This window comes from Streptomyces sp. NPDC058469, assembly GCF_042721125.1.
Lineage (GTDB): Bacteria > Actinomycetota > Actinomycetes > Streptomycetales > Streptomycetaceae > Streptomyces.
The window spans coordinates 1-19,390 of record NZ_JBHXME010000191.1 but is presented as its reverse complement, the minus strand read 5'-3'; the positions used below and the strand labels follow the sequence as shown (position 1 = coordinate 19,390).

At 69.3% G+C, this 19,390-nt stretch carries 19 protein-coding genes; 11 read left to right on the top strand and 8 right to left on the bottom strand.

Features of this window, described 5'->3' with window-relative positions; all coding sequences use genetic code 11:
• Positions 1 to 190: 190 nt before the first annotated feature.
• A complete protein-coding gene (gene hemB / locus ACFWP5_RS45670; RefSeq protein ID WP_384171020.1) occupies positions 191 to 1,183 on the top strand; it encodes a porphobilinogen synthase in 993 nt (330 codons plus the stop codon).
• A gap of 240 nt (positions 1,184 to 1,423) precedes the next feature.
• The gene (locus tag ACFWP5_RS45665; protein WP_384171018.1) at positions 1,424 to 1,789 is read left to right on the top strand and encodes a DUF805 domain-containing protein; all 366 of its coding nucleotides are present in this window, start codon (positions 1,424 to 1,426) and stop codon (positions 1,787 to 1,789) included.
• 21 nt (positions 1,790 to 1,810) lie between these two features.
• Here ACFWP5_RS45665 and ACFWP5_RS45660 read toward each other — a convergent pair whose 3' ends face one another.
• Positions 1,811 to 1,975 (bottom strand): hypothetical protein, encoded by a 165-nt coding sequence (locus ACFWP5_RS45660; protein ID WP_384171016.1) that lies wholly within the window; start codon positions 1,973 to 1,975, stop codon positions 1,811 to 1,813.
• A gap of 288 nt (positions 1,976 to 2,263) precedes the next feature.
• Between ACFWP5_RS45660 and ACFWP5_RS45655 the strand changes: the two genes are divergently transcribed.
• The 4 genes from ACFWP5_RS45655 to ACFWP5_RS45640 all read left to right on the top strand — a co-directional run bounded on the left by ACFWP5_RS45655 (position 2,264) and on the right by ACFWP5_RS45640 (position 7,406).
• Complete coding sequence (locus ACFWP5_RS45655; protein WP_384171014.1) at positions 2,264 to 3,166, top strand: SAM-dependent methyltransferase; 903 nt, start codon at positions 2,264 to 2,266, stop codon at positions 3,164 to 3,166.
• A 105-nt stretch (positions 3,167 to 3,271) separates the two neighbouring features.
• The gene (locus ACFWP5_RS45650) at positions 3,272 to 4,504 is read left to right on the top strand and encodes a PLP-dependent aminotransferase family protein (protein ID WP_384171012.1); all 1,233 of its coding nucleotides are present in this window, start codon (positions 3,272 to 3,274) and stop codon (positions 4,502 to 4,504) included.
• Between the two features lie 107 nt (positions 4,505 to 4,611).
• Positions 4,612 to 6,516, top strand: a complete 1,905-nt coding sequence (locus ACFWP5_RS45645; RefSeq protein WP_384171010.1) for an FHA domain-containing protein — start codon at positions 4,612 to 4,614, stop codon at positions 6,514 to 6,516.
• A gap of 41 nt (positions 6,517 to 6,557) precedes the next feature.
• Positions 6,558 to 7,406 (top strand): arylamine N-acetyltransferase, encoded by an 849-nt coding sequence (locus tag ACFWP5_RS45640; protein WP_384171008.1) that lies wholly within the window; start codon positions 6,558 to 6,560, stop codon positions 7,404 to 7,406.
• Between the two features lie 24 nt (positions 7,407 to 7,430).
• On the opposite strand, the gene ACFWP5_RS45635 is transcribed toward ACFWP5_RS45640, so the two are convergent.
• Positions 7,431 to 8,324 carry a DUF4253 domain-containing protein gene (locus ACFWP5_RS45635; protein WP_384171006.1) on the bottom strand — a complete coding sequence of 298 codons (894 nt, stop codon included), beginning with the start codon at positions 8,322 to 8,324 and terminating at the stop codon, positions 7,431 to 7,433.
• 43 nt (positions 8,325 to 8,367) lie between these two features.
• Here ACFWP5_RS45635 and ACFWP5_RS45630 point away from each other — a divergent pair, with 43 nt between their 5' ends.
• Entirely contained in the window at positions 8,368 to 8,601 is a 234-nt protein-coding gene (locus tag ACFWP5_RS45630; RefSeq protein WP_384171004.1) for a hypothetical protein, read from the top strand.
• 167 nt (positions 8,602 to 8,768) lie between these two features.
• Here ACFWP5_RS45630 and ACFWP5_RS45625 read toward each other — a convergent pair whose 3' ends face one another.
• Both ACFWP5_RS45625 and ACFWP5_RS45620 read right to left on the bottom strand, forming a co-directional pair.
• Entirely contained in the window at positions 8,769 to 9,008 is a 240-nt protein-coding gene (locus ACFWP5_RS45625; protein WP_384171002.1) for a DUF397 domain-containing protein, read from the bottom strand.
• Positions 9,005 to 9,817 (bottom strand): Scr1 family TA system antitoxin-like transcriptional regulator, encoded by an 813-nt coding sequence (locus tag ACFWP5_RS45620; RefSeq protein WP_384171000.1) that lies wholly within the window; start codon positions 9,815 to 9,817, stop codon positions 9,005 to 9,007. The genes ACFWP5_RS45625 and ACFWP5_RS45620 overlap by 4 nt, the downstream gene beginning before the upstream one ends.
• A gap of 122 nt (positions 9,818 to 9,939) precedes the next feature.
• Here ACFWP5_RS45620 and ACFWP5_RS45615 point away from each other — a divergent pair, with 122 nt between their 5' ends.
• The gene (locus tag ACFWP5_RS45615) at positions 9,940 to 10,374 is read left to right on the top strand and encodes an ATP-binding protein (protein WP_384170998.1); all 435 of its coding nucleotides are present in this window, start codon (positions 9,940 to 9,942) and stop codon (positions 10,372 to 10,374) included.
• A 49-nt stretch (positions 10,375 to 10,423) separates the two neighbouring features.
• Positions 10,424 to 10,810 (top strand): hypothetical protein, encoded by a 387-nt coding sequence (locus ACFWP5_RS45610; RefSeq protein WP_384170996.1) that lies wholly within the window; start codon positions 10,424 to 10,426, stop codon positions 10,808 to 10,810.
• A gap of 4 nt (positions 10,811 to 10,814) precedes the next feature.
• Here ACFWP5_RS45610 and ACFWP5_RS45605 read toward each other — a convergent pair whose 3' ends face one another.
• From ACFWP5_RS45605 to ACFWP5_RS45595, 3 genes are read right to left on the bottom strand one after another with little or no spacing between them, the layout of a single operon-like run.
• A complete protein-coding gene (locus ACFWP5_RS45605) occupies positions 10,815 to 12,737 on the bottom strand; it encodes a glycosyltransferase family 2 protein (RefSeq protein WP_384170994.1) in 1,923 nt (640 codons plus the stop codon).
• A 17-nt stretch (positions 12,738 to 12,754) separates the two neighbouring features.
• Positions 12,755 to 13,618, bottom strand: coding sequence for a helix-turn-helix domain-containing protein (locus tag ACFWP5_RS45600; RefSeq protein WP_384170992.1), 864 nt, complete (start codon positions 13,616 to 13,618; stop codon positions 12,755 to 12,757).
• Positions 13,615 to 14,379, bottom strand: coding sequence for a peptidoglycan-binding protein (locus ACFWP5_RS45595; protein ID WP_384170990.1), 765 nt, complete (start codon positions 14,377 to 14,379; stop codon positions 13,615 to 13,617). Before ACFWP5_RS45595 ends, ACFWP5_RS45600 begins: the two co-directional genes overlap by 4 nt.
• Before the next feature lie 331 nt (positions 14,380 to 14,710).
• Between ACFWP5_RS45595 and ACFWP5_RS45590 the strand changes: the two genes are divergently transcribed.
• Both ACFWP5_RS45590 and ACFWP5_RS45585 read left to right on the top strand, forming a co-directional pair.
• The gene (locus tag ACFWP5_RS45590; RefSeq protein WP_384170988.1) at positions 14,711 to 15,148 is read left to right on the top strand and encodes a peptidoglycan-binding protein; all 438 of its coding nucleotides are present in this window, start codon (positions 14,711 to 14,713) and stop codon (positions 15,146 to 15,148) included.
• A gap of 121 nt (positions 15,149 to 15,269) precedes the next feature.
• Complete coding sequence (locus tag ACFWP5_RS45585; RefSeq protein WP_384170986.1) at positions 15,270 to 17,189, top strand: P-loop ATPase, Sll1717 family; 1,920 nt, start codon at positions 15,270 to 15,272, stop codon at positions 17,187 to 17,189.
• 70 nt (positions 17,190 to 17,259) lie between these two features.
• On the opposite strand, the gene argS is transcribed toward ACFWP5_RS45585, so the two are convergent.
• Positions 17,260 to 19,029 carry an arginine--tRNA ligase gene (argS, locus tag ACFWP5_RS45580; RefSeq protein ID WP_384170984.1) on the bottom strand — a complete coding sequence of 590 codons (1,770 nt, stop codon included), beginning with the start codon at positions 19,027 to 19,029 and terminating at the stop codon, positions 17,260 to 17,262.
• Positions 19,030 to 19,390: the final 361 nt, after the last annotated feature.

The following is a 19,390-nucleotide window of genomic DNA, read 5'->3' as shown; positions in this document are numbered from 1 at the left end:
CCCCCGCTTCGGCCCTGAAGGGGCCTCGTCCTCAAACTCCCCCAGAGGGGGACCCCCAACGGGCTGATTTTGTCGGCCTGTGCTGGAAGTGCACCGAAGGGCGCACTCGAAAGCGCGTTGAAGTGCACCGAAATATGCTCCGACTCACCGTCGGCAAAGGTGCCCCTGAGGCGGGCGTAGCGTAGATGGCATGACGACGTACGGATCCTTCCCCGGCTCGCGGCCCCGGCGGCTGCGGACCAGCCCTGTCATGCGGCGGATGGTTGCTGAGACCCGGTTGCACCCGGCTGACTTCATCCTTCCGGCGTTTGTGCGTGAGGGTGTCAGTGAGCCGGTGCCGATCTCCGCGATGCCCGGGGTCGTACAGCACACTCGGGACAGTTTGAAGAAGGCTGCCGCTGAGGCTGTCGCGGCTGGGATTTCCGGGATCATGCTCTTTGGCGTGCCGGAGGAGTCCAAGAAGGACGCCCTCGGGACTCCTGGGACCGATCCCGACGGGATTCTGCAGGTCGCCCTTCGTGATGTGCGGGCCGAAGTCGGGGACGAACTGCTCGTCATGTCCGATCTGTGTCTTGACGAGACCACCGACCATGGGCACTGCGGGGTGCTGGACGAGCTCGGGCGCGTCGACAATGACGCCACCCTTGAGCGGTACGCCGAGATGGCTCAGGTGCAGGCCGACGCCGGTGCTCATGTCGTCGGGCCCAGCGGGATGATGGACGGGCAGATCGGGGTCGTCCGGGACGCGCTCGACCAGATCGGGCGGGAGGATGTGTCGATCCTCGCGTACACCGCCAAGTACTCGTCCGTCTTCTTCGGTCCCTTCCGTGAGGCCGTCGGTTCCTCGCTCAAGGGGGACCGCAAGACGTACCAGCAGGACCCGGCCAACGTACGGGAATCCATGCGGGAGTTGGCGCTCGACCTGGAGGAGGGCGCCGACATGGTGATGGTCAAGCCGGCCGGGCCCTACCTCGACATCCTGGCCAAGGTCGCCGAGGCCGTGGACGTGCCGGTCGCCGCCTATCAGATCTCCGGCGAGTACTCGATGGTCGAGGCCGCCGCCGAGAAGGGCTGGATCGACCGGGACCGGGCGATCTTCGAGACGCTCACCGGGATCAAGCGGGCCGGGGCGCGGAACATCCTGACGTACTGGGCGGTGGAGGCGGCGCAGAAGCTGCGCTGACCGTCGATCGCCCGTCAATCGGCAACGCTTCGAGATCGTTCCGGCGTCGGGGCGATCTCGGTTCGGGGCGGGAACGGGTCCTGGCCCGAAATCGATGGCCGGTGTGGGGGGATGTGACCCCAAATAAGCTTCAGTGTCCGGCACTTATGTGGATTTGACGCGTCCGCATCAGCGTCCTTACCTTCTGCGCCTGGCCTGATCCGTTCTGGACGGTCTGGACGTCGATCCCTGGGGGACACCATGAGCTGGTTCATCGAGGCGTTGAAGAAGTACGCGGTATTCAGCGGCCGGGCGCGTCGCAAGGAGTACTGGATGTTCGCCCTGTTCGCGGGGATCATCGCGATTGTTCTCGGCGTCATCGGCGTCGCGATCAAGTTCCCGTACCTCGTGGTCATCTTCTACCTCGCGCTCCTGCTGCCCGGCCTGGGCGTCACCGTCCGCCGACTGCACGACACCGGCCGCTCGGGCGGCTGGATCTTCATCGGGCTCGTCCCGCTCGTCGGCGGCATCATCCTGCTGGTCTTCACCTGCACGGACGGCAAGCCCGGCGTCAACCAGTACGGCCCGAACCCGAAGGAAGTCGACGGGATTCCGGCCCACGTCTGATCACACACGCCACGAGGCCCGTCAGGGCGTGGACCCCGTCGACATCGACGACGTGGGGCTCACGCCGGACGGGCCTTCGTCGCGTACGCCCATGCCGTCCTTGCACCCCGAGAGCACGAGCGCGGCGAGCACGGCCGCCGTGGTGGCCAGGACGCGGATGTGGATGCGGGTGGTACGGGCGGGCATGGGTTCCCCCTGTGGAAGCGAAGCGTCATCGGGTGCAGCTTGGGTGGTCGCGCGGGGTGGGCGCTACGGCTGTCGCCGGATTCGGGACGCCGGGACCGTCCCGTCGGCGCTGACCTGCGGGGATGTCGGCTGACTCGGGCACGTTGTGGGACGCGGGAAGGGGACCGGGCGCCCGTCCCTCGGACTGGGCACCATCAAGTCCCGGCGGGAGTTAGGTTGTTGACCACCGCTCTTGATGAGCAGTGCTCCGGTTGTCCTTCGAACGACCCACTCTTACGGGAGACGCGCATGCCCGGTGACGCCCTCAGCCAAGATCCCGCCGAGCTGAGAAGGAGGATCGACACCAGCAAGGCCCACCCGGCCCGCGTCTACGACGTCTTCCTCGGCGGCAAGGACAACTACCCCGTCGACCGCGAGGCCGCCGCCGCCGCGCTCGCCGCCAACCCGCGCGGGTACCTCGACGTACGGCACAACCGGGACTTCATGCGCCGCGCCGTGACCCGGCTGTCGCAGGAACACGGGGTGCGCCAGTTCCTCGACATCGGCACCGGGCTGCCCACCGCGGAGAACGTGCACCAGATCGCCCAGGGCATCGAGCCCGAGTCGCGGATCGTCTACGTCGACAACGACCCGGTGGTCCTCGCGCACGCCCGCGCGCTGCTCACCAGCAGCCCCGAGGGCCGTACCGACTACATCGACGCCGACCTGCGCAGCCCGGCCGGCATCCTCGAACAGGCCGCCAAGACCCTCGACTTCAACGAGCCGATCGCCCTGCTGCTGGTGGCGATCCTGCACTTCGTCGAGGACGAGGAGGCGTACCCGTTGGTGCGCGAGCTGGTGGATGTGCTGCCGTCCGGCAGCCATCTGGTGCTCAGCCACCTCACCGACGAGATGCACCCGATCCCGGCCCGCGCGGTGCAACGGACGTACACGGAGCGGGGGTTCACCTTCGTGTTCCGTTCCAAGGACGAGGTCGAGCGGTTGTTCACCGAGACCCCGGGCATCACCCTGGACGAGCCCGGTGTGGTCCCGGCCCACAAGTGGCACCCCGGTCCGGCGCCCGCCCCGCCGGTGGTGGAGCAGGCGTACTTCGAGAGCCTCGACGACATCGAGAAGATCACCTACCGGGACATCAACGATGTGACGGACGACGACATCAACGTGTACGGGGCGACCGGCAAGAAGGCCTGAGCACGGTCGGGGCCGGGGCGACGCAGGTAGGGGGCGGGGCCGGGCGCGTGTCCGGATCGCGGAAACCCGCTTGTAGGCGGCACCTACATTCCTAGGCTGTCCGGCATGACCGTCATCGAGCCCGCGCCGGCCTCCGCCCTCGCCCCTGTCCCCGCCGCCCTGCCGCCGCTCGCCGCGCGCGCCCGTGCGATCGGCGGTTCGCCGGTGCGGGACATCCTCGCCGTCACCGCCCGCCCCGAGGTGATCAACTTCGCGGGCGGGCTCCCGGCACCCGAGCTCTTCGACGCGACCGGCATCGCGGCCGCGTACCAGGCGGTGCTCGCCGAGACGCCCGCGCGGGCGCTGCAGTACGCGACGACCGAGGGCGAGCCGGTGCTCCGTACCGCCCTCGCCGCGCGGACCTCCGCCCGCGGGCTGCCCACCGGCCCCGACGACCTCCTCGTCACCACCGGATCGCAGCAGGCGCTGTCACTGCTCGCGACCGCGCTGCTGGAACCGGGGGACGTCGTCCTCGTCGAAAGTCCCTGTTATCTGGCGGCACTTCAGGTCTTCGCGTTCGCCGGCGCGCGGGTCGTCGCCGTGCCGGGGGACGGGGACGGGGTCGATCCCGGGGCGCTGGACGAACTCGTCGTCCGGGAGCGGCCCAAGCTGCTCTACACCGTGCCGACGTTCCAGAACCCCACCGGCCGCACCATGCCCGCCGACCGCCGGGCCGCCGTCGCCGCGGTCGCCGCGCGGCGCGGGCTGTGGATCGTGGAGGACGATCCGTACGGCGAACTGCGCTTCGAGGGCGAGCGGTTGCCGTGGATCGCGGCTCAGGGGGGCGCGGCGGACCGTACGGTGCTGCTCGGCTCCTTCTCCAAGGTGATGGCCCCCGGGTTGCGCCTGGGCTGGCTGCGCGCGCCGGCCGAGCTGCTGCGGGCCTGCGTCGTCGCCAAACAGGCCGCCGACCTGCACACCCCGACCGTCAACCAGCTTGCCGCCGCACGGTACTTGGCGGACAACGACCTCGACGCGCATGTGGCGCGGGTCGCGGCCGTGTACCGGGAGCGGCGCGACGCCATGCTCGGGGGGCTTGCCAACTCGCTCCCCGAGGGGTCCAGTTGGGAGCGACCCGAGGGCGGCATGTTCCTGTGGGCGCGGCTTCCGGAGTCGTACGACACGACGGAACTGGTGTCACGTGTGCTGCGACAGGACGTGGCCTACGTGCCGGGTGCCCCCTTCTACGCCGGGGAGCCCGACCGTTCGACGATGCGGCTGTGCTTCGTGACGCAGACGCCGGGGGAGATCCGGGAGGGGCTCAGGAGGCTGGGGGAAGGGCTGGGGACAAAACCCTGAACCCCCTTGTTAACCGGTCGAGTTGCCCTCTGGAATACTTGATCACGCAAGTATAGAGTTGATCGTCACAGCGCTGCTGATGTCATCACCCTCTGGAAGGAAGTGCCATGGCACCGGTGCTCGTCGGGCGTGAGGGTCTGCTGGCGGGAGAGCGCATCCCGATCGTCGACACGCGTGTCACCTTCGGACGCAACGCGGGGAACACGGTCGTCATCGCCAGCCCGAGCGTCTCGCGTTTCCACGCGGAGATCGTCTTCGACCAGGACGAGGGCTACGTCCTGCGGGACTGCGGCAGCAGCAACGGCACACAGGTCAACGGGGAGGAGGTGGAGGCCCGGGTGCTGCAGCCCGGTGACGAGATCACCATCGGGGAACAGGAGTTCCGCTTCGAGGTCGCCGACGCCATGCAGACCCTCATGGCGCTCAACCTGCCCCGCTCCGTGACCCACCCGGAGGAGAGCGAAGACGGTTCCCTGCTGCGGGTCACCGTCGTCGGCGGGGGTCCCGTCGGTCTGTCCATGGCCCTGCTCCTTGAACACTTCCTCGGCACCCAGGTGAAGATCACCGTCTACGAGGGCCGGTGGCGCAAGGACGGCCGCAGCGTCGTCTGGAAGAGCGAGGCGGAGGGCAATGTGCGGCGCCAGCAGGTGGTGACCGTGCAGAGCCGGCAGTACCTCGCGTGGCCGCAGTACGTCCAGGAGCGGCTCTTCGACCCCGAGCACTACACCGAGATGTGGCCGTCCGGCCCGGACTCGATCGGCGACCACCATCCGCGCAACATGCGGATCGCCTACATCGAGGACCGGCTGCTGGAGCTGGCGAACGAGAAGCGGGCCCGAATACGGCTCATACCGGCCAAGTTCGACCCGGCGGAACAGCGCGACGAACTCGCCTCGCAGCACGTGCTCGCCATCTGCGACGGTGGCCGGTCGCGCACCCGGGACCACTTCGCGGCCCGGTTCGGCAAGGCCGACGAGTCCATCTACTCCCTCGACGGTGTCCATCTGCGGGACGTGGTCCTCGGGTTGAGGGTGAAGTCGGAACTGCCCGACCCCATGGCGATCGTGCTGACGGTCGCTCAGAACCGGTTCCTGCTCAACTCGTTGCGCGGCGAGGGCTTCCTCAACATGCGGCTGACCGACGCCGAGTTGACGGAGGTCATCGGCATCGACCCGGTCCGCCGCGTCTTCGAGGAGTGCATCGCCTCCCGGCCGTGCCTGATGAACCGCGACGAGCACGGCGACTTCCAGTGCGCCACCCACGGCACGCTGTTCCTGCCCGCGCTCATCAAGGGATCGCCTTTATGGAAGCGCGTGCACGAGGGCCTACGGCTCTTCGACGTCCAGTCCCAGGACTTGTCCGCGGTCACCAGTTTCCGCCTGGACATGGTGCAACGCCCGCGGTTCTCGGCCGAGTTGCTGCCTCCGACCGTCAACTCGCCCGGCACCTACGGCTTTCTCCTCGGCGACGCGGCCAACGCGATCCACTTCTGGCCGGGCCGAGGCCTCAACAGCGGTCTCGCGTCGGCGATCTCACTCGCCCGCTCCCTCAACAGCGCCTGGAACGGCCGCCCCTTCCGGGACGCGGACTTCCTACGGCACGAAGCCGCGATGTCGATGCTCCAGTACCGGCACAAGAGCCGCGCCTGGAAGGCGATGGTCACCACCGACGACCAGGGCGTCACCTGGGCCATCAAGGACATCATCGACCACGGCATCGACGGCATCGCTGAGGAACCCGACCGTGAGGCGGACACCGCGACGCTGCTGGCGCGCATGGCGGCGATCCGCGACAGGCTCGCGTCCCGGTTGGCGGGCATGCCGGACGACGAGGCGATTCTGGAACGCCTCCAGACCCTTGAGTCCAGGACCCTGCGCATGCTCGTCCTCAGCGGCGCGTGGGACACCCTGACGATGGGCGGCGAGGAGGTCGACATCGACATCTTCTACGGCCAGGACTCGACGGCGGCGGCCGCGGCGGTGGAGGCGTTGGAGTCGGCGACGCAGCAGTGAGCTGCAGAGGGGCGCGGCGGGTGATTCCGTAGGGTGGGGGCATGGCTGACAGCGGTGCCTTCGACCTGGACCAGTACCTCGCGCACATGGGTTGGGAGGGCGAGCGGCGGGCCGACGTGGGGACGCTGCGGGGCGTGCACCTCGCGCACCTGCGGGGCATCCCGTTCGAGAACCTGGACGCGCTCCGGCGTACGGCCCCCTCGCTCGAACTGCCGGACCTGATGGCCAAGTTGGTGCACAGCCGGCGCGGTGGCTACTGCTACGAGCACAACACACTGCTCGCCACCGCGCTCAGGGCACTGGGCTTCGGGGTGACCCTGCTGGCGGCACGGGTGATCGTGGGCGCGGACCGCGTCGAGAGCCGCCCGCGCACCCACATGGCGCTCCTCGTGGAGGTGCCGGGCGACCCGCAGCCGTATCTGGCCGACGTCGGGTTCGGGGCGATCGGGGGGCTGTTGGAGCCGGTACCGGTGGTGGTCGGCGAGGAGTTCGAGGACGCGGGGCGCCGACACCGGTTCGTCCGGGTGCCGCACCGAGGACCGCTGGAACTCCTGGTCCTCCAGGCGTACGGCCGGGACAAGGCCGGGGAGGCGGACGGCGGTTCCTGGCAGCCGCAGTACGCCTTCACCCTGGAGCCCTTCGAGCACGTGGACTTCGAGGTCGTCAACTGGCACATCGCCACGAACCCGCGCTCCCCGTTCACCCAGCGCCTCTTCGTCCAGCGCGTCACCCCTGAACGCCATCTCCTGCTCCACGGACGCGTGTTGACCGAGACGCGGGACGACGGCCGGGTGAGCGAGCGGGAGTTGACGGACGAGGGGGAGGCGCGGCGGGTGCTGGACGAGGAGTTCGGGATCGAGGCGCCGGAGGGGATGAAGCTCCTGAGCTGATCCGGGCCGAGTGTGCTCGACGGGTCAGTCCCACCAGAAGGACCACACCTGCTGGTTGAGGACTTCGTGCTGGGCGTACGCGCGCAGGGTCTCGTGATGGCCCTGGGTGATGTTGTCGGGGCAGAAGGCGAAGTGCTCGGCGGCGATCGCCTCGGCCTCCTCCTGGGTGGCAGGCGGGGCCGCGACCGACAGCACCAACTGGTCGGCGGTGAGGGCGACGACCCGTATGCCGAAGCGGTCCTCCCAGGAGCGCAGGACGGCGCAGAGCCGGGCCACGTCCCCCTCGTAGTTGATCTGGCCGGTCCAGCCGATCGCCGCCGGGATGTCGGCGCTGCGGCGGGCCGGTACGAGGGCGAGGTGCGGGTCCTTGAGCCAAGTGCCGCTCTCGGCAAGGGAGTCGGCGATCTCGGCGGCGCGGGCGTCGGGGTCGACGGTCTGCTCCTGCCCGCGTTCCGTGGCGGGCGCGAGCCCCGGCCACTCGGGGCCGTACGGGGCGATCATCTCGTCGTACGTGGCCTGCTCGGGGAAGTTCTCGGCGAAGGAGTCCGTGCTGGGATGGTCGGCGTCCGGGGCGAGTTCGTCGCCCGCGTACTCCTCCCAGAAGTCCTCCAGGACCTCTTCGGCGTCGTGGTCCCCGGGGTACGAGGCCTCGTCGGGCAGCAACTGCCATTCGTCCAGGCCGCCTTGGTCGCCGCCCAGGTCCAACAGCACCGGGAGCAGCCCGGCGGCCCGGCGCGCGGGCTGGAGGGCGTCGTAGTCCCCGGGCCTCGCCGGCTCGTCCGCACACCACAACAGTGGTTCGTCCGCCGGGCCTTCGGCGGTCACGTCGATCAGACTCCCGGCGGGGAGTTCAAGCCCGAGCGAGCTGCCGCTCGGGTCGGCCGCCAGGGTCGGCAGCGGGTTGGGAAGGGTCGCCATGCCGGAAACTGTAGAGGCGGGCACTGACAGTGGAGGGATGGGCATGAGTCTCGGGATATACGTCCTGGATCGCCGGGGGCGAGAGATCACGCATATCTCGGCCGACCGCGAGGAGTCGTTCCGGCTTCTCTGTCAGGCGGGGCCTTGGGAGAGCCTCCGTCGAGGGGTCATGACCCATGGGGAGACCACCTTCAACCGTATCCAACTCATGCGCTTGGTCGAGCTGTCCAAGGTCGCGATGACGGAGAGTTCGTACCTGCACCTGACCGGCGGCTGATGGGCGGCGAACTCAAGGTTGAGGGGGTCGGCCAGTACGTGACTGTCTCGCTCGGCGGGTGACCTACTGGCGGAAGTGTGACAGTTTGGCGCGGAGTGTCACACTTCTGGGGGGACCCTCCTGGTGGGGGGAAGGTCCCCGGGCATCGCTCGACGTGGACTCGTCGACTACCGGCCGGTGGTGAACGCCGCCCAGGCGGTGGGCGAGACGGTGAGCGTGGGGCCGCTGGCTGCCGGGTTCTTGGAGTCGCGGATGTGGATGGTGTGGGGGCAGGCGGCGACCTCGACGCACTGGCCGCCCTCGTCGCCGCTGTAGCTGGACTTCCGCCAGGCGTACGCGACTTCGAGGCAGGCGCCGCCCTCGTCGCTGCTGTAGCTCGACTTGAACCACTCAAGTGCGGTGCTCATTGATCTCCTAGCAGACGGTCCAGCAGGCCCCTGGACTCCTGGGGTGACAGGGCCTGTGACCGCAGCATCGCATATTTGCGCGCCAGGATGGACACCTCATCCAGGTCGGAAACCCACTGGCTGCCGCGCTGGCCTTCGGCGTACGCCAGGTGCTGATGGTCCGGTGTCTCCAAGAGAATGAACGGGCCTGCCAGGCCTGCATGCGATGAGGCATTCATCGGCAGGAACTGGAGTGAGAGGCCTGGGAGTTCGGCGCATTCACGGAGAAACCGGAGCTGGTCGCGGCGTACCTTTGGGCCGCCGATGCCGAGATGCAGCACCGGCTCCCAGACGACGAAGCTCATCGTCGGCGGATTCTTGCGCTGCAGGATCTCCTGCCGCTCGACACGGCCCGCGAGCTTGGCGGCGATCTCGTCCTCGTCGTAGGCCGGAATGCGTTCAGTCAGCACGGCCCGGGCGTACTCCTCGGTCTGGAGCAGACCAGGAAGTACGGCGTTGTCGTACCAGGAAAGGGAGATGGCCTCCCGCTCATGCAGCATGTACTCCTCGGCGTAGAGCGGGAATTGGTCGATCTCCGGCAGATTGTCGACGCCCGCCTCGAACGTCCCCTTCGTGTCGAGGATCCTGTCCAGCGACCTCGCGAGCGGGACCATCAACCGCCGCCTGCCCTGCTCGATCGACGCGATGGTCTCCTCGTCGACCATCGCCAACTCGGAGAGCTGCCGTTGGGTGTAACCGGCCGCCATGCGGGCCGCCTTGACCTGTGCGCCCAGCATCCGCATCGTCGAGCGGTTCTTCTTGGAGTTCATGCTGTGGTGCTCCCCACATCCACCCGTTCCGGACCTCGCACGAACCCGTACTCCACCCGTACAAAAACGGATCCAGGGCTCACGCCCTGTCAACAGTAGTGACGCTACGCAACTCTTGTCCCGTGAACCTGAGTGAGAAGTTCTTCCGGCGCGAACGCCGGTCCGTTCCCGCCGCGAGGCAGTTCGCTCACGCGTATCTGGCGGAGTGGGGACTCGCCGGGACCGAGCGCGGCGCCGATGTGCTGCTGTGCGTCAGCGAGTTGGCGACCAACGCGCTGGTGCACGGGGTGCCGCCGGGGCGCCAGTTCCGGCTGTTGCTGCGCTGCGACGGCTATTCGCTGCGGGTCGAGGTGCACGACAGCGGGGGCGGTGTCCCGCGCCTCGACACCCACCCCGACGCCACCGACGAGGGCGGACGCGGGCTGCTGCTCGTGTCGGCGCTCGCCGACAAGTGGGGCGTGGGGGAACGGGGCTTCGGGAAGGTGGTGTGGGCGGAGTTCGGGTGCGAGGGCGGCGCGTTTTCAGCCTGTGGAACGCAGCGGTCGTTGTCACAATGAGTGGCCCGTCGCTGCATCCGTGAACGCCAACGTATCCATGGAGCCGACCATGCGTAGACCCGCCGTCCTGCTGGCCGTTGCCGCCGCCCTGAGCGTCCCGTTGACGGCACCGGCCGCCACCGCCTCGGCCGATGCCCCGATCACCGAGGTCGTCTGCCAGGACCTGTCCGCGTTTCCGCAGTACATCCGCCACATATACCTCAGTGCGGACAATCCCACGGCCGTCAGGGACTTCGACGAGCACCCGGTGTACCTCGACTGCTACGAGTGGTCGGGTTCGACTCCGGCCACGGTCTCGTACACCATCAGCTACGTCATGAACGGGCTGGACCATCCCGACGGAGCGACAGACATCCTCACCATGGGGCACGGTTTCGCGTGGACCCCCGCCATGCCGGGCTATGTCTACCGGGCCAGTTTCACGCTGGTTCCCTGACGCCCTACTTCCCCAACTTCCTCCGCACCCGCCGTACTTGACGGTTGTCCGCCACCGAGTCCAGGAGCCGTCGACCACCCCCGGCCTCGTACGCGGGACCCTCCAGCCGTAGCACCGTGCCGTCGCGGACGACCGCGTACGCGAGCGGGCCGGCCGTCTTCGGGAGGGCTACCGGGTGGCGGCCGGAGGGGAGCTTCAGGCGGGCGGGGAGGCGGAGTTGGGCTGTGGCGGCGTTGGGGGTGGGGTGCAACTCGGCGTTCACCGCGAGCGTCGCCACGGTGACCTTCACGCGTGCCGGGGCGGCGTCCGCTGTCGCCGCCACGTACGGCAGGGGGAGTGAACTCCCCTCACCCCGCTCGGAGTTGGTCGCGGCGACCGCGGCCGTGTCAGGGCCGAGCTTGCGTTGACGCTGGTCCACGTCCAGGGCCAGTTGACCCTTGACCGTCCAGTACGGCAGCGCGAGCCGGCCACCCGTCAGTGCCGGACCCGCCGCCGGGCCGTCGCCCGTCACGCGTACCAGCCGGTCCACGCCCAGCAGTTGGACGTACGCCCACACGTCGTGCACGCCCCGCTCCAACGGGCGCCCGCCCGCCAGCCGTTCGGGGTCCAGGGACAGTCGCCCGGAGGCGATCACCTGCGAACGGCCGTCCCCGAGGGGCTTCAGCCGTACTTCCAGGTCGCCCTCCGGGTACCACCAGTCCTCGCGGTCCCGGTCCTTCACCACCAGTTCCGCGTACGCCAGCCGGAAGGGGTCGGGGACCTCCCAGCCGTCCTCCGTTCCCGGGACGCCGGCCAGCAACTCCGGGTCCAGGTACTGCTTTCCGTCCCGTTCGACGAGGACGAGAGGCTCGCCGTCGCCGCGGAGGAGATCGAGTGTCACGTCGGCGACCAGGCGGCCGTCCTCCCAGCGCAGGTCGCCGATCTCGCTGCGGGCCTTGACCTCGCGGATGCGTTCGGCGAGCGTCACCGCGCCGTCGAAGTCGCCGGCTTCCAGGAGCGTGGCACGCAGGCGGGACACCGGGGGCAGGCCCTCCCGTACGGCCGCCGGGAACTCCTCCAGGGCCACTTCCCTCGCCGCCTCGAAACGCTGACGCTGCTCGGCCGGGTCCTCGCGCAGGATCTCCGGCTCACGCGTGCGGGAGAGGATCTCCACGTGGTAGAGGCGGTGGAGGAGGCGGTTCTGGAGTGCGTCGATGTCGTCGGACGCGGGCGTGCCGTCCTTGATCTGGCGGACGATCGTGCGGGTGTTGGACCAGAAACCGTGGCGCGGGTTGAAACGGTGCTGGGTGTTGTTGCCGCCGTCGTCCCGCTTCATCCAGTAGTAGACGGGATAGTCGGCGAGGATGGCGATCCGCTCCGCCTTCAGATAGGCGGCGCTGACAAAGGCCAGGTCCTCCAGAATCCACGGCCCCTCGGGGAAGCGGAGCCCGTGTTCCTCGACGAATGCCCGCCGGAACATCTTGTGCGGGGACATGCTCTGCGTCAGCTCGTCGTTCTCGATCGTGCAGGCGTCCACCGTGTGCCGGAACAGTCGCCGGGGCCGCACCATCGTGCTGGACATCTTGCCGAGGACCACGTCGGCGTTGTTCCGCTTCGCGTGCTCGTACAGCCGCTCCAGGGCCTCGGGCCCGAGCGTGTCGTCGTGGTCGACGAACTGGATGTACTCGCCGTTGGCGTGCTTCATGCCGAGGTTGCGGGGTGCGCCCGGCCAGCCCGAGTTCGGCTGGGTGTGGACCTGGACGTTCGGGTGCCCGGCGGCGATCTTCTCCAGGCGGCTCAGGGTGTCGTCGGTCGAGCCGTCGTCGACGTAGATGACCTCGTACTCGTCGGCGGGCAGGCTCTGCCCCAGCAGCGACGGCGCGCACTCGTCGACGTACTTCCCGGTGTTGTAGACGGGGACGATCACGCTGACTTTGACTCTCGGCATTCAAGGACCCTACACAGCTACGTCACGCGCCCGTCAAAGCATTCCCGCTTGCCGCCCACCGCGGGCTGGAAACACGCCCGGACCACAGTCCCCGGCGCCGTCACCGCCATCAACGTGTAGACATACGACTCCGCGTCCACGGCGTTCCCCACCTCCGCCCCGTGCACCGCCCCCGCCCGCCCCGGCACGCTCAGCTCGATCCGGAGGCCGATCCGGCCGCCCCACGTCCGCGCCCAGGTCGTCCCGCACTCCCTGCTGTGCCGCAGCTCCATCCACGCCCCGGTGGCCGTCCGATGCTGGGCGACGGTGTCCGGCTGGGCGGCGCAGCGCATGCCTATCGGGCTCTTGCCCTCGCAGGCCGAGCCATGGCAGCCCGGGCCGATGGGCGTGGCCGTGGTCGCGGCCGTCGGGAACAGGGGCTCGGACGAACGGGAGTCGGGGAGCAGCAACAGGGCGATCGCTACGGCGGTCACGGCCACCGCGCACACGGAGGCGAGCACCGCGAGGGTGGCCACGGTTCGGTGCTCCGGGACCGGCGGGTGCTCCGGGACCGGGGAGACGGCCGGCGGGGAAGCGACCTGCGACGGGGAGGTGCCCGGAGCGAGCGTTGCCGCCGCCCGTCCACCCGTCACCGCCTGCCCACCAGTCACCCCCCGCCCGCTCCCCTCCGCCTCCGCGAGCTCCCACAGCGCCACACACCGCCCCACCGGCTCCCCCGCGAGTCGGCACAACTCCTCCACCGCCTCCCTCGGGGGCAACGTCTTGCCGTTGAGATAGCGCTCCCACGACGACTTGCTGTACGGCGTCTTCGCGGCGAGGCCCGCCAGGCTCAGACCGGTGGCGGCCCTCAACTCCCGCATCGCGGCGGCCAGTTGGTTCATCCCCGGAGGGCCTTCCAGGTGTGCGGGCCGACCATGCCGTCCACGACAAGGCCGGACCGCTTCTGGAACTCCTTGACCGCGTGTTCCGTCAGCGGGCCGAAGATCCCGTCGATGCCGCCCGGCGAGATCCCCGTCCTGCGCAACAGACACTGCGCCTCGGCGACATCCGGCCCGGCGTTGCCCACGGCCAGATTCTCCTGCTGGGTACGGCTGTTGCCCGCGTACCAGCGGCCGTCGATCCGCTGCACCCGGCAGGGGTACGGCGACGCGGCCGTCGGCGCGGCGAGCGGGGCCGTCGATCGGGTCGTAGTCGTAGGGCTGCCGCTGTTGTCGTCGTTCATGATGCGGATCGTCACCAGCACCGCCGAGGAGACCGCCAGCACGAGGGTCACCGAGCCAGCCACGAGCGCGATGCGCAGGGCGCGCCGTTCGGGGGAACGGGGGGCCGGCCCCGGCGACGACAACGGGCCTGCCGCCGGGGCCCGTTCGGGCGTGGCGGTCCAGCCCTCCGCCGCCACCTCCCGCAGCGCCAGCAGGCGGGTCGGGTCCTCGCCGCAGGTCCGGGCGAGGGCCTCCACCGCCTCCACGGGCGGCAGTGAACGGGCGCCCAGATACCGCTCCCAGGACTTCGCGCTGTAGCCCGTCCTCGCCGCCAACTGCCGGATACTCAGGCCGCTGTGGTCCTTCAGCCGGCGCAGGCGCACCACCAACTGCCGTACCCGCGGATCGAGTTCAGCGGGCAGCACTTTCCAACGCGACATGTGTTCCCCCCACTTCGCGTTCAGGGTCCGGGGTCAGCGGTCCCTGCCGCGTCGCATTCTGCATCACTGACACCGCATCGCACGGCTATCCGGTTCCAGGGCGTGAAGGGAATCGGCCATGGTCCGCTACGGGCCGCCCGTCGTCCCGTCCCGTCGTCCCGGCTGTCGGTGTCTCCGCGGGTCAGGGGTAGTGGCGTCCCGTCGAGACGTCACTTGCGCGCCGACTGTGGCGGGGCGGCGCGAGCGGGCCGCAGTCTCGTTCCAGCACGACGACAGCACGACGACGTTACGACGATCGACTACCTGAAACGACTACCTGAAAGAGGAACGCATGCGACCGAATGCCGTGGCCAGGACCCTCGTCAGCCTCACCGCCGTCGCCGGTATCGCGGTCGGGGGCGTCGCGTTCGCCGCCCCCAGTTTCGCCGCGCCGGCCGCCTCCGTACAGGCCTCCGACGTCTCGATCCAGGCGGTGCAGAACTTCGGCCTCTCCACCGCCGAGGCGAAGAAGGTGCAGAACTGGCTGCACACGTACTGGGGTTACACCGACACCATCGACGGGCAGCTCGGCCCGAACAGCTGGAAGGCGTTCCAGCGCAACCTCAAGACCTACTGGGGCTACACCGGCGCCATCGACGGCGACCCCGGCGTCAACACCATCAAGGCGCTCCAGCGGCTGCTGCAGAACTGGGGCTACACCGGCGCGATCGACGGCGACGCCGGCTCCGGCACCAGGGCGGCGTTCAAGAACTTCGCCAACGGCATCTGAGCCAACGGCAGCTGAAAAAGCCGTTGTTGACTGCCGCGGGCTGCCCCTCACGGGGGAGGGACAGCCCGCGGTTCGGCGTTCTCGTTAACGTGGAGGGTGTCGACGACCGAGGGGGACGGGTATGGCAGACGGGCCGCTGCTCGCACAGCTGCATTTCGGGCGTGAGGATGCCGAACGGGACGTGCAGGACGGCCTGTTGCTGCGCGGCGGGTTTCTGCCCAACGCCGCGTACCGGGGCGCGCTCAGCGGGCGCAAGATGCTGATCATCGGGCGCAAGGGATCCGGCAAGAGCGCCATCTGCATGCAGCTCAAGGCCGACGGCACCGGCCATTACGCCGGGACCGAGCTGATCCCCCCGGACGAGACCGCGGGTGAGGAGATCCGGCGGTTCGAGTTGCAGGGGCTGCCCGGGGACTCGGCGAAGGCGCTGATCTGGCGGTACCTCTTCGCCGTATACGCGGCCCGGCATCTGGTGGCACACGCGAAGGACGCGCACGGGCGCAGGCCCGACTCGGTGAAGGCGCTGGCGCGGTTCCTGAAGCAGAACGGCGAGTCGGCGGACGGACGGTTCGGGGACCGGCTCGCGCAGGCCGCCAGGGGGTTGCAGACCTCGCTGTCGCTGGAGGCGTTCGGGTTCAAGGCGGGACTGGGTCTCGCGCAGGCGCCGTTGTCCGAAGGGGCGCAGGCCGCCCGGCAGTTGGACGTCGTCGAGCAGGGCGTGGCACAGGCCTTCGCCGACCTGGACTGCGGCGCGGAGCACGGACCTCTGCTGCTCATGGTCGACCAACTGGAACTGGTGTGGTCGGCCGAGACGGACAGCAACTCCATGGTGATCGGACTGCTGTTGGCCGCGAAGCACGCGTCGGGTCTCTACGGCTCCGCGGTACGCGTCCTGCTGTTCCTGCGCGCCGACATCTACGACTCACTGCACTTCGGGGAGGGCGACAAGTTCCGCGGCGACGAACTGCGGATCACCTGGACCGAACAGGCGTTGCGCGACCTGGCGTTGGCGCGGGCGCGGGCGTCGGCCGGGGCGGAGTTGACGGCCGGGGTGCTGTGGGGAGACCTGTTCCCGGCGGCAGTCGAGGGCGAGGAGACCGCCACCTACCTCTTCCGGCGCTGCCTGCCACGTCCCCGGGACGCGATCCAGTTCCTCAACCTTTGCCAGGAGACAGCCTCGTTGATCCACGGCCGGGACCGGATCACGGAGGCGGACGTCGTCCAGGCGGGGCGCCAGTTCTCCGACTGGAAGCTGAAGGACCTGGCGCTGGAGTACCTGGTCGCGCACCCTTTCCTCAAGCATCTGTTTCCGCTGTTCCAGAACACGGGGTACGTGGTGACCCGGGCCGTCCTCGCGACCCGCTTCGAGGCGGCGGCGGAGTCGCTGCACCGGCTTTTCCCCGCGTACGCCGACGCGTTGACGGTCCCCGGGGTCATCGACGTCCTCTACGCGGTGGGTTTCCTCGGGGTGCGCCGTGGCAACGACGTCGTGTTCGCCGGGGGCGACGACCTGCCCGCGCAGTTCCACGAGACGGAGTTCCACGTCCACCCCTGCTTCCGCGCGGCACTCGGCGCCACCAGCGCGATCGACCTGCGGCACTTCGAGGTCGCCGCGGCGGCCGGCCGTGCCCTCCAGGGCAGCTTCCAGGGCGCCAACGACCTGAGCTACGTGTCCGCACCCACCCGCGACCACCGCCTCGTCCAGGAACTCCGCCGCTCCTGCCACTCGATCCTCGCCCAGACCAGCCGGGCGGTGAGCCTGGCACAGGGCGCCCAGGACGAGATCACCCAGCAGATCACCCGCGTCCTCGACGAGGTCAACGCCCTGCCGTCGGGCGCCACTTCGCCCTACGACCTGGAGGACCGGGTTCTGACCACCGCCCACTACTTCGACACGCTCGCCGCGCAACTCCTCGCCAACGGGCTGGACGACACCACCGGCGCGGGGGATGTCGTACGCCGCGTGCAGGAGGAAGCGCGGCGGCTACGGCGGCAGGCGGGCGGCTCGTACGGCAGCTCGGGCAACTCGTCGGGGCTCTGAAGGCGCGTGGCGTAGAGCCGAGGGCGGGCAGACCGGGCAGACCGGGCTGCCCGCCGAACCGGCGTAGGGGTCAGAGCTTGTCGGGTGTCCTGATGCCCAGCAGCGCCATGCCCCGCTGCAACGTCCGAGCCGTCAAGTCCACCAGGAACAGGCGGTTTTCGACGACCTCCGGCGCGTTGTCCGGGGACAGTACGTGGCACTGGTCGTAGAACGTCGTGAGCGTGGACGCCAGTTGGTACAGGTACGCCGTCAGTTTGTGCGGGGCGTACTCCTTGGCCGCGTCCGCGATCACCTCGCTGAACTGGTCCAGGTGCAGGCCCAACGCCCGCTCCGCCGGGGCCAGTTCGAGCTCCGGGTGGGCCAGGGGGTGGGCCTCGCCGGCCTTGCGGAGGATCGACTGGATGCGGGCGTACGCGTACTGGAGGTACACGGCCGTGTCGCCGTTCAGGGAGACCATCTGGTCCAGGTCGAACTTGTAGTCCCGGACGGCGGAGGTGGACAGGTCGGCGTACTTCACCGCGCCGATGCCTACGTACCGGCCGTTGTCGACGATCTCCTGCTCGGTCAGGCCCACCTTCTCGGCCTTGTCCCGTACGACCGCGGTCGCCCGCTGGACCGCCTCGTCGAGGAGGTCCTCCAGCTTCACCGACACGCCCTCACGCGTCTTGAACGGCTTGCCGTCCTTGCCGAGGATCGTGCCGAAGGCCAACTGGTACGCCGTCACGTCGTCGTTCAGCCAGCCCATCCGGCGGGCGGTCTCGAAGACCATCTTGAAGTGCAGGGACTGGCGGACGTCGACGACGTAGAGGAGGCTCGTCGCCTTGAGGTTGAAGACCCTGTCCCTGATCGCGGACAGGTCCGTCGCCGCGTAGCCGTAGCCGCCGTCGGACTTGCGGACGATCAGGGGGACCCGGTTGCCGTCCGGGCCCTTGATGTCGTCGAAGAACACGCACAGCGCGCCGTCCGAGATCTCCGCGACGCCGGACTCCTCCAGCAGGCGGCACGTCTCGTCCAGCATGTCGTTGTAACCCGACTCGCCGACGATGTCCGCGTCCCGGATCTCCATGTCCAGCTTCTCGAAGACGGAGAAGAAGTAGATCTTCGACTCGTCCACGAACTTCTGCCAGGCGGCGAGGGTCTGCGGCTCGCCCGCCTGGAGGTCCACCACCCGGCGGCGCGCCCGCGTCTTGAACTCCTCGTCGGAGTCGAAGAGTTTGCGCGCGGCCTTGTAGAGGCGGTCGAGGTTCGACATCGCCTCCTCGCCGGTGACGTTCGCGCCGGCGTGGTCCAACTCGCCCGGGTGCTCGTCCAGATACTGGATCAGCATGCCGAACTGGGTTCCCCAGTCGCCGATGTGGTGCCGCCGGACCACCGACTCGCCGGTGAACTCCAGGAGTTGGACGACCGCGTCGCCGATCACCGCGGAACGGAGGTGACCGACGTGCATCTCCTTCGCCACGTTCGGCTGGGCGTAGTCGACGACCGTCGTACCCGGGTGCGGGGCGAGGGGCACGCCGAGGCGGGCCGTGTCGTCGGCGTAGCGCGCGGCCAGGGTCTCGGTGATCGCCCGGTCGGTGATCGTCACGTTCAGGAAGCCGGGGCCGGAGACCTCGATGTCCTTGATCACATCACCGGTGACCACGTTCGCCACGACCTGCTTTGCCAGCTCCCGGGGGTTCGCCTTGGCCTTCTTGGCCAGGGCGAGGATGCCGTTCGCCTGGAAGTCCGCACGGTCACTCCGTCGCAGCAGGGGGTCCGCGGCGGCCTCCGGCAGGGTTGCCGAAAGGGCGTTCGCGAGGCGCTGGTGGACTAGGTCGGTGAGCGACGTGACCGAGGTCATGGGGTGGGAGCCGTTCTCCTGGTGGGTTTGGTAGACACGGTCAGTATCCCACGGGGGGTAAAGTGAGTTTTTCGGGTGCGGGCCCGGTGGGGGCTGGTCGCGCAGTTCTCCGAGCCCCTAAGAGGCGGCTGTGCCGCCATCCAAGGCCCAGCCTTGCGCCTCGCTTCAGCCCCGCGTCCCTCGCGCCCCCAGCACTCCTTCACCCCGCGCCCCTGATGCCGTCAGGGGCGCGGGGAACTGCGCGACAAGCCCCACGCACCCGCACCCCGCACACAACCGGATCCACCCACCCCCCCTACCGGCCCCACCCCAACCCCGCCCCACACCACCAGCACCCCACACCCCACCCCCCCGCCCCCAC

Excerpts from the sequence above, each read along its gene's own strand:
- hemB (WP_384171020.1), top strand. The coding sequence starts at position 191 with ATGACGACGTACGGATCCTTCCCCGGCTCGCGGCCCCGGCGGCTGCGG.
- ACFWP5_RS45665 (WP_384171018.1), top strand. The coding sequence starts at position 1,424 with ATGAGCTGGTTCATCGAGGCGTTGAAGAAGTACGCGGTATTCAGCGGC.
- ACFWP5_RS45660 (WP_384171016.1), bottom strand. The coding sequence starts at position 1,975 with ATGCCCGCCCGTACCACCCGCATCCACATCCGCGTCCTGGCCACCACG.
- ACFWP5_RS45655 (WP_384171014.1), top strand. The coding sequence starts at position 2,264 with ATGCCCGGTGACGCCCTCAGCCAAGATCCCGCCGAGCTGAGAAGGAGG.
- ACFWP5_RS45650 (WP_384171012.1), top strand. The coding sequence starts at position 3,272 with ATGACCGTCATCGAGCCCGCGCCGGCCTCCGCCCTCGCCCCTGTCCCC.
- ACFWP5_RS45645 (WP_384171010.1), top strand. The coding sequence starts at position 4,612 with ATGGCACCGGTGCTCGTCGGGCGTGAGGGTCTGCTGGCGGGAGAGCGC.
- ACFWP5_RS45640 (WP_384171008.1), top strand. The coding sequence starts at position 6,558 with ATGGCTGACAGCGGTGCCTTCGACCTGGACCAGTACCTCGCGCACATG.
- ACFWP5_RS45635 (WP_384171006.1), bottom strand. The coding sequence starts at position 8,324 with ATGGCGACCCTTCCCAACCCGCTGCCGACCCTGGCGGCCGACCCGAGC.
- ACFWP5_RS45630 (WP_384171004.1), top strand. The coding sequence starts at position 8,368 with ATGAGTCTCGGGATATACGTCCTGGATCGCCGGGGGCGAGAGATCACG.
- ACFWP5_RS45625 (WP_384171002.1), bottom strand. The coding sequence starts at position 9,008 with ATGAGCACCGCACTTGAGTGGTTCAAGTCGAGCTACAGCAGCGACGAG.
- ACFWP5_RS45620 (WP_384171000.1), bottom strand. The coding sequence starts at position 9,817 with ATGAACTCCAAGAAGAACCGCTCGACGATGCGGATGCTGGGCGCACAG.
- ACFWP5_RS45610 (WP_384170996.1), top strand. The coding sequence starts at position 10,424 with ATGCGTAGACCCGCCGTCCTGCTGGCCGTTGCCGCCGCCCTGAGCGTC.
- ACFWP5_RS45605 (WP_384170994.1), bottom strand. The coding sequence starts at position 12,737 with ATGCCGAGAGTCAAAGTCAGCGTGATCGTCCCCGTCTACAACACCGGG.
- ACFWP5_RS45600 (WP_384170992.1), bottom strand. The coding sequence starts at position 13,618 with ATGAACCAACTGGCCGCCGCGATGCGGGAGTTGAGGGCCGCCACCGGT.
- ACFWP5_RS45595 (WP_384170990.1), bottom strand. The coding sequence starts at position 14,379 with ATGTCGCGTTGGAAAGTGCTGCCCGCTGAACTCGATCCGCGGGTACGG.
- ACFWP5_RS45590 (WP_384170988.1), top strand. The coding sequence starts at position 14,711 with ATGCGACCGAATGCCGTGGCCAGGACCCTCGTCAGCCTCACCGCCGTC.
- ACFWP5_RS45585 (WP_384170986.1), top strand. The coding sequence starts at position 15,270 with ATGGCAGACGGGCCGCTGCTCGCACAGCTGCATTTCGGGCGTGAGGAT.
- argS (WP_384170984.1), bottom strand. The coding sequence starts at position 19,029 with ATGACCTCGGTCACGTCGCTCACCGACCTAGTCCACCAGCGCCTCGCG.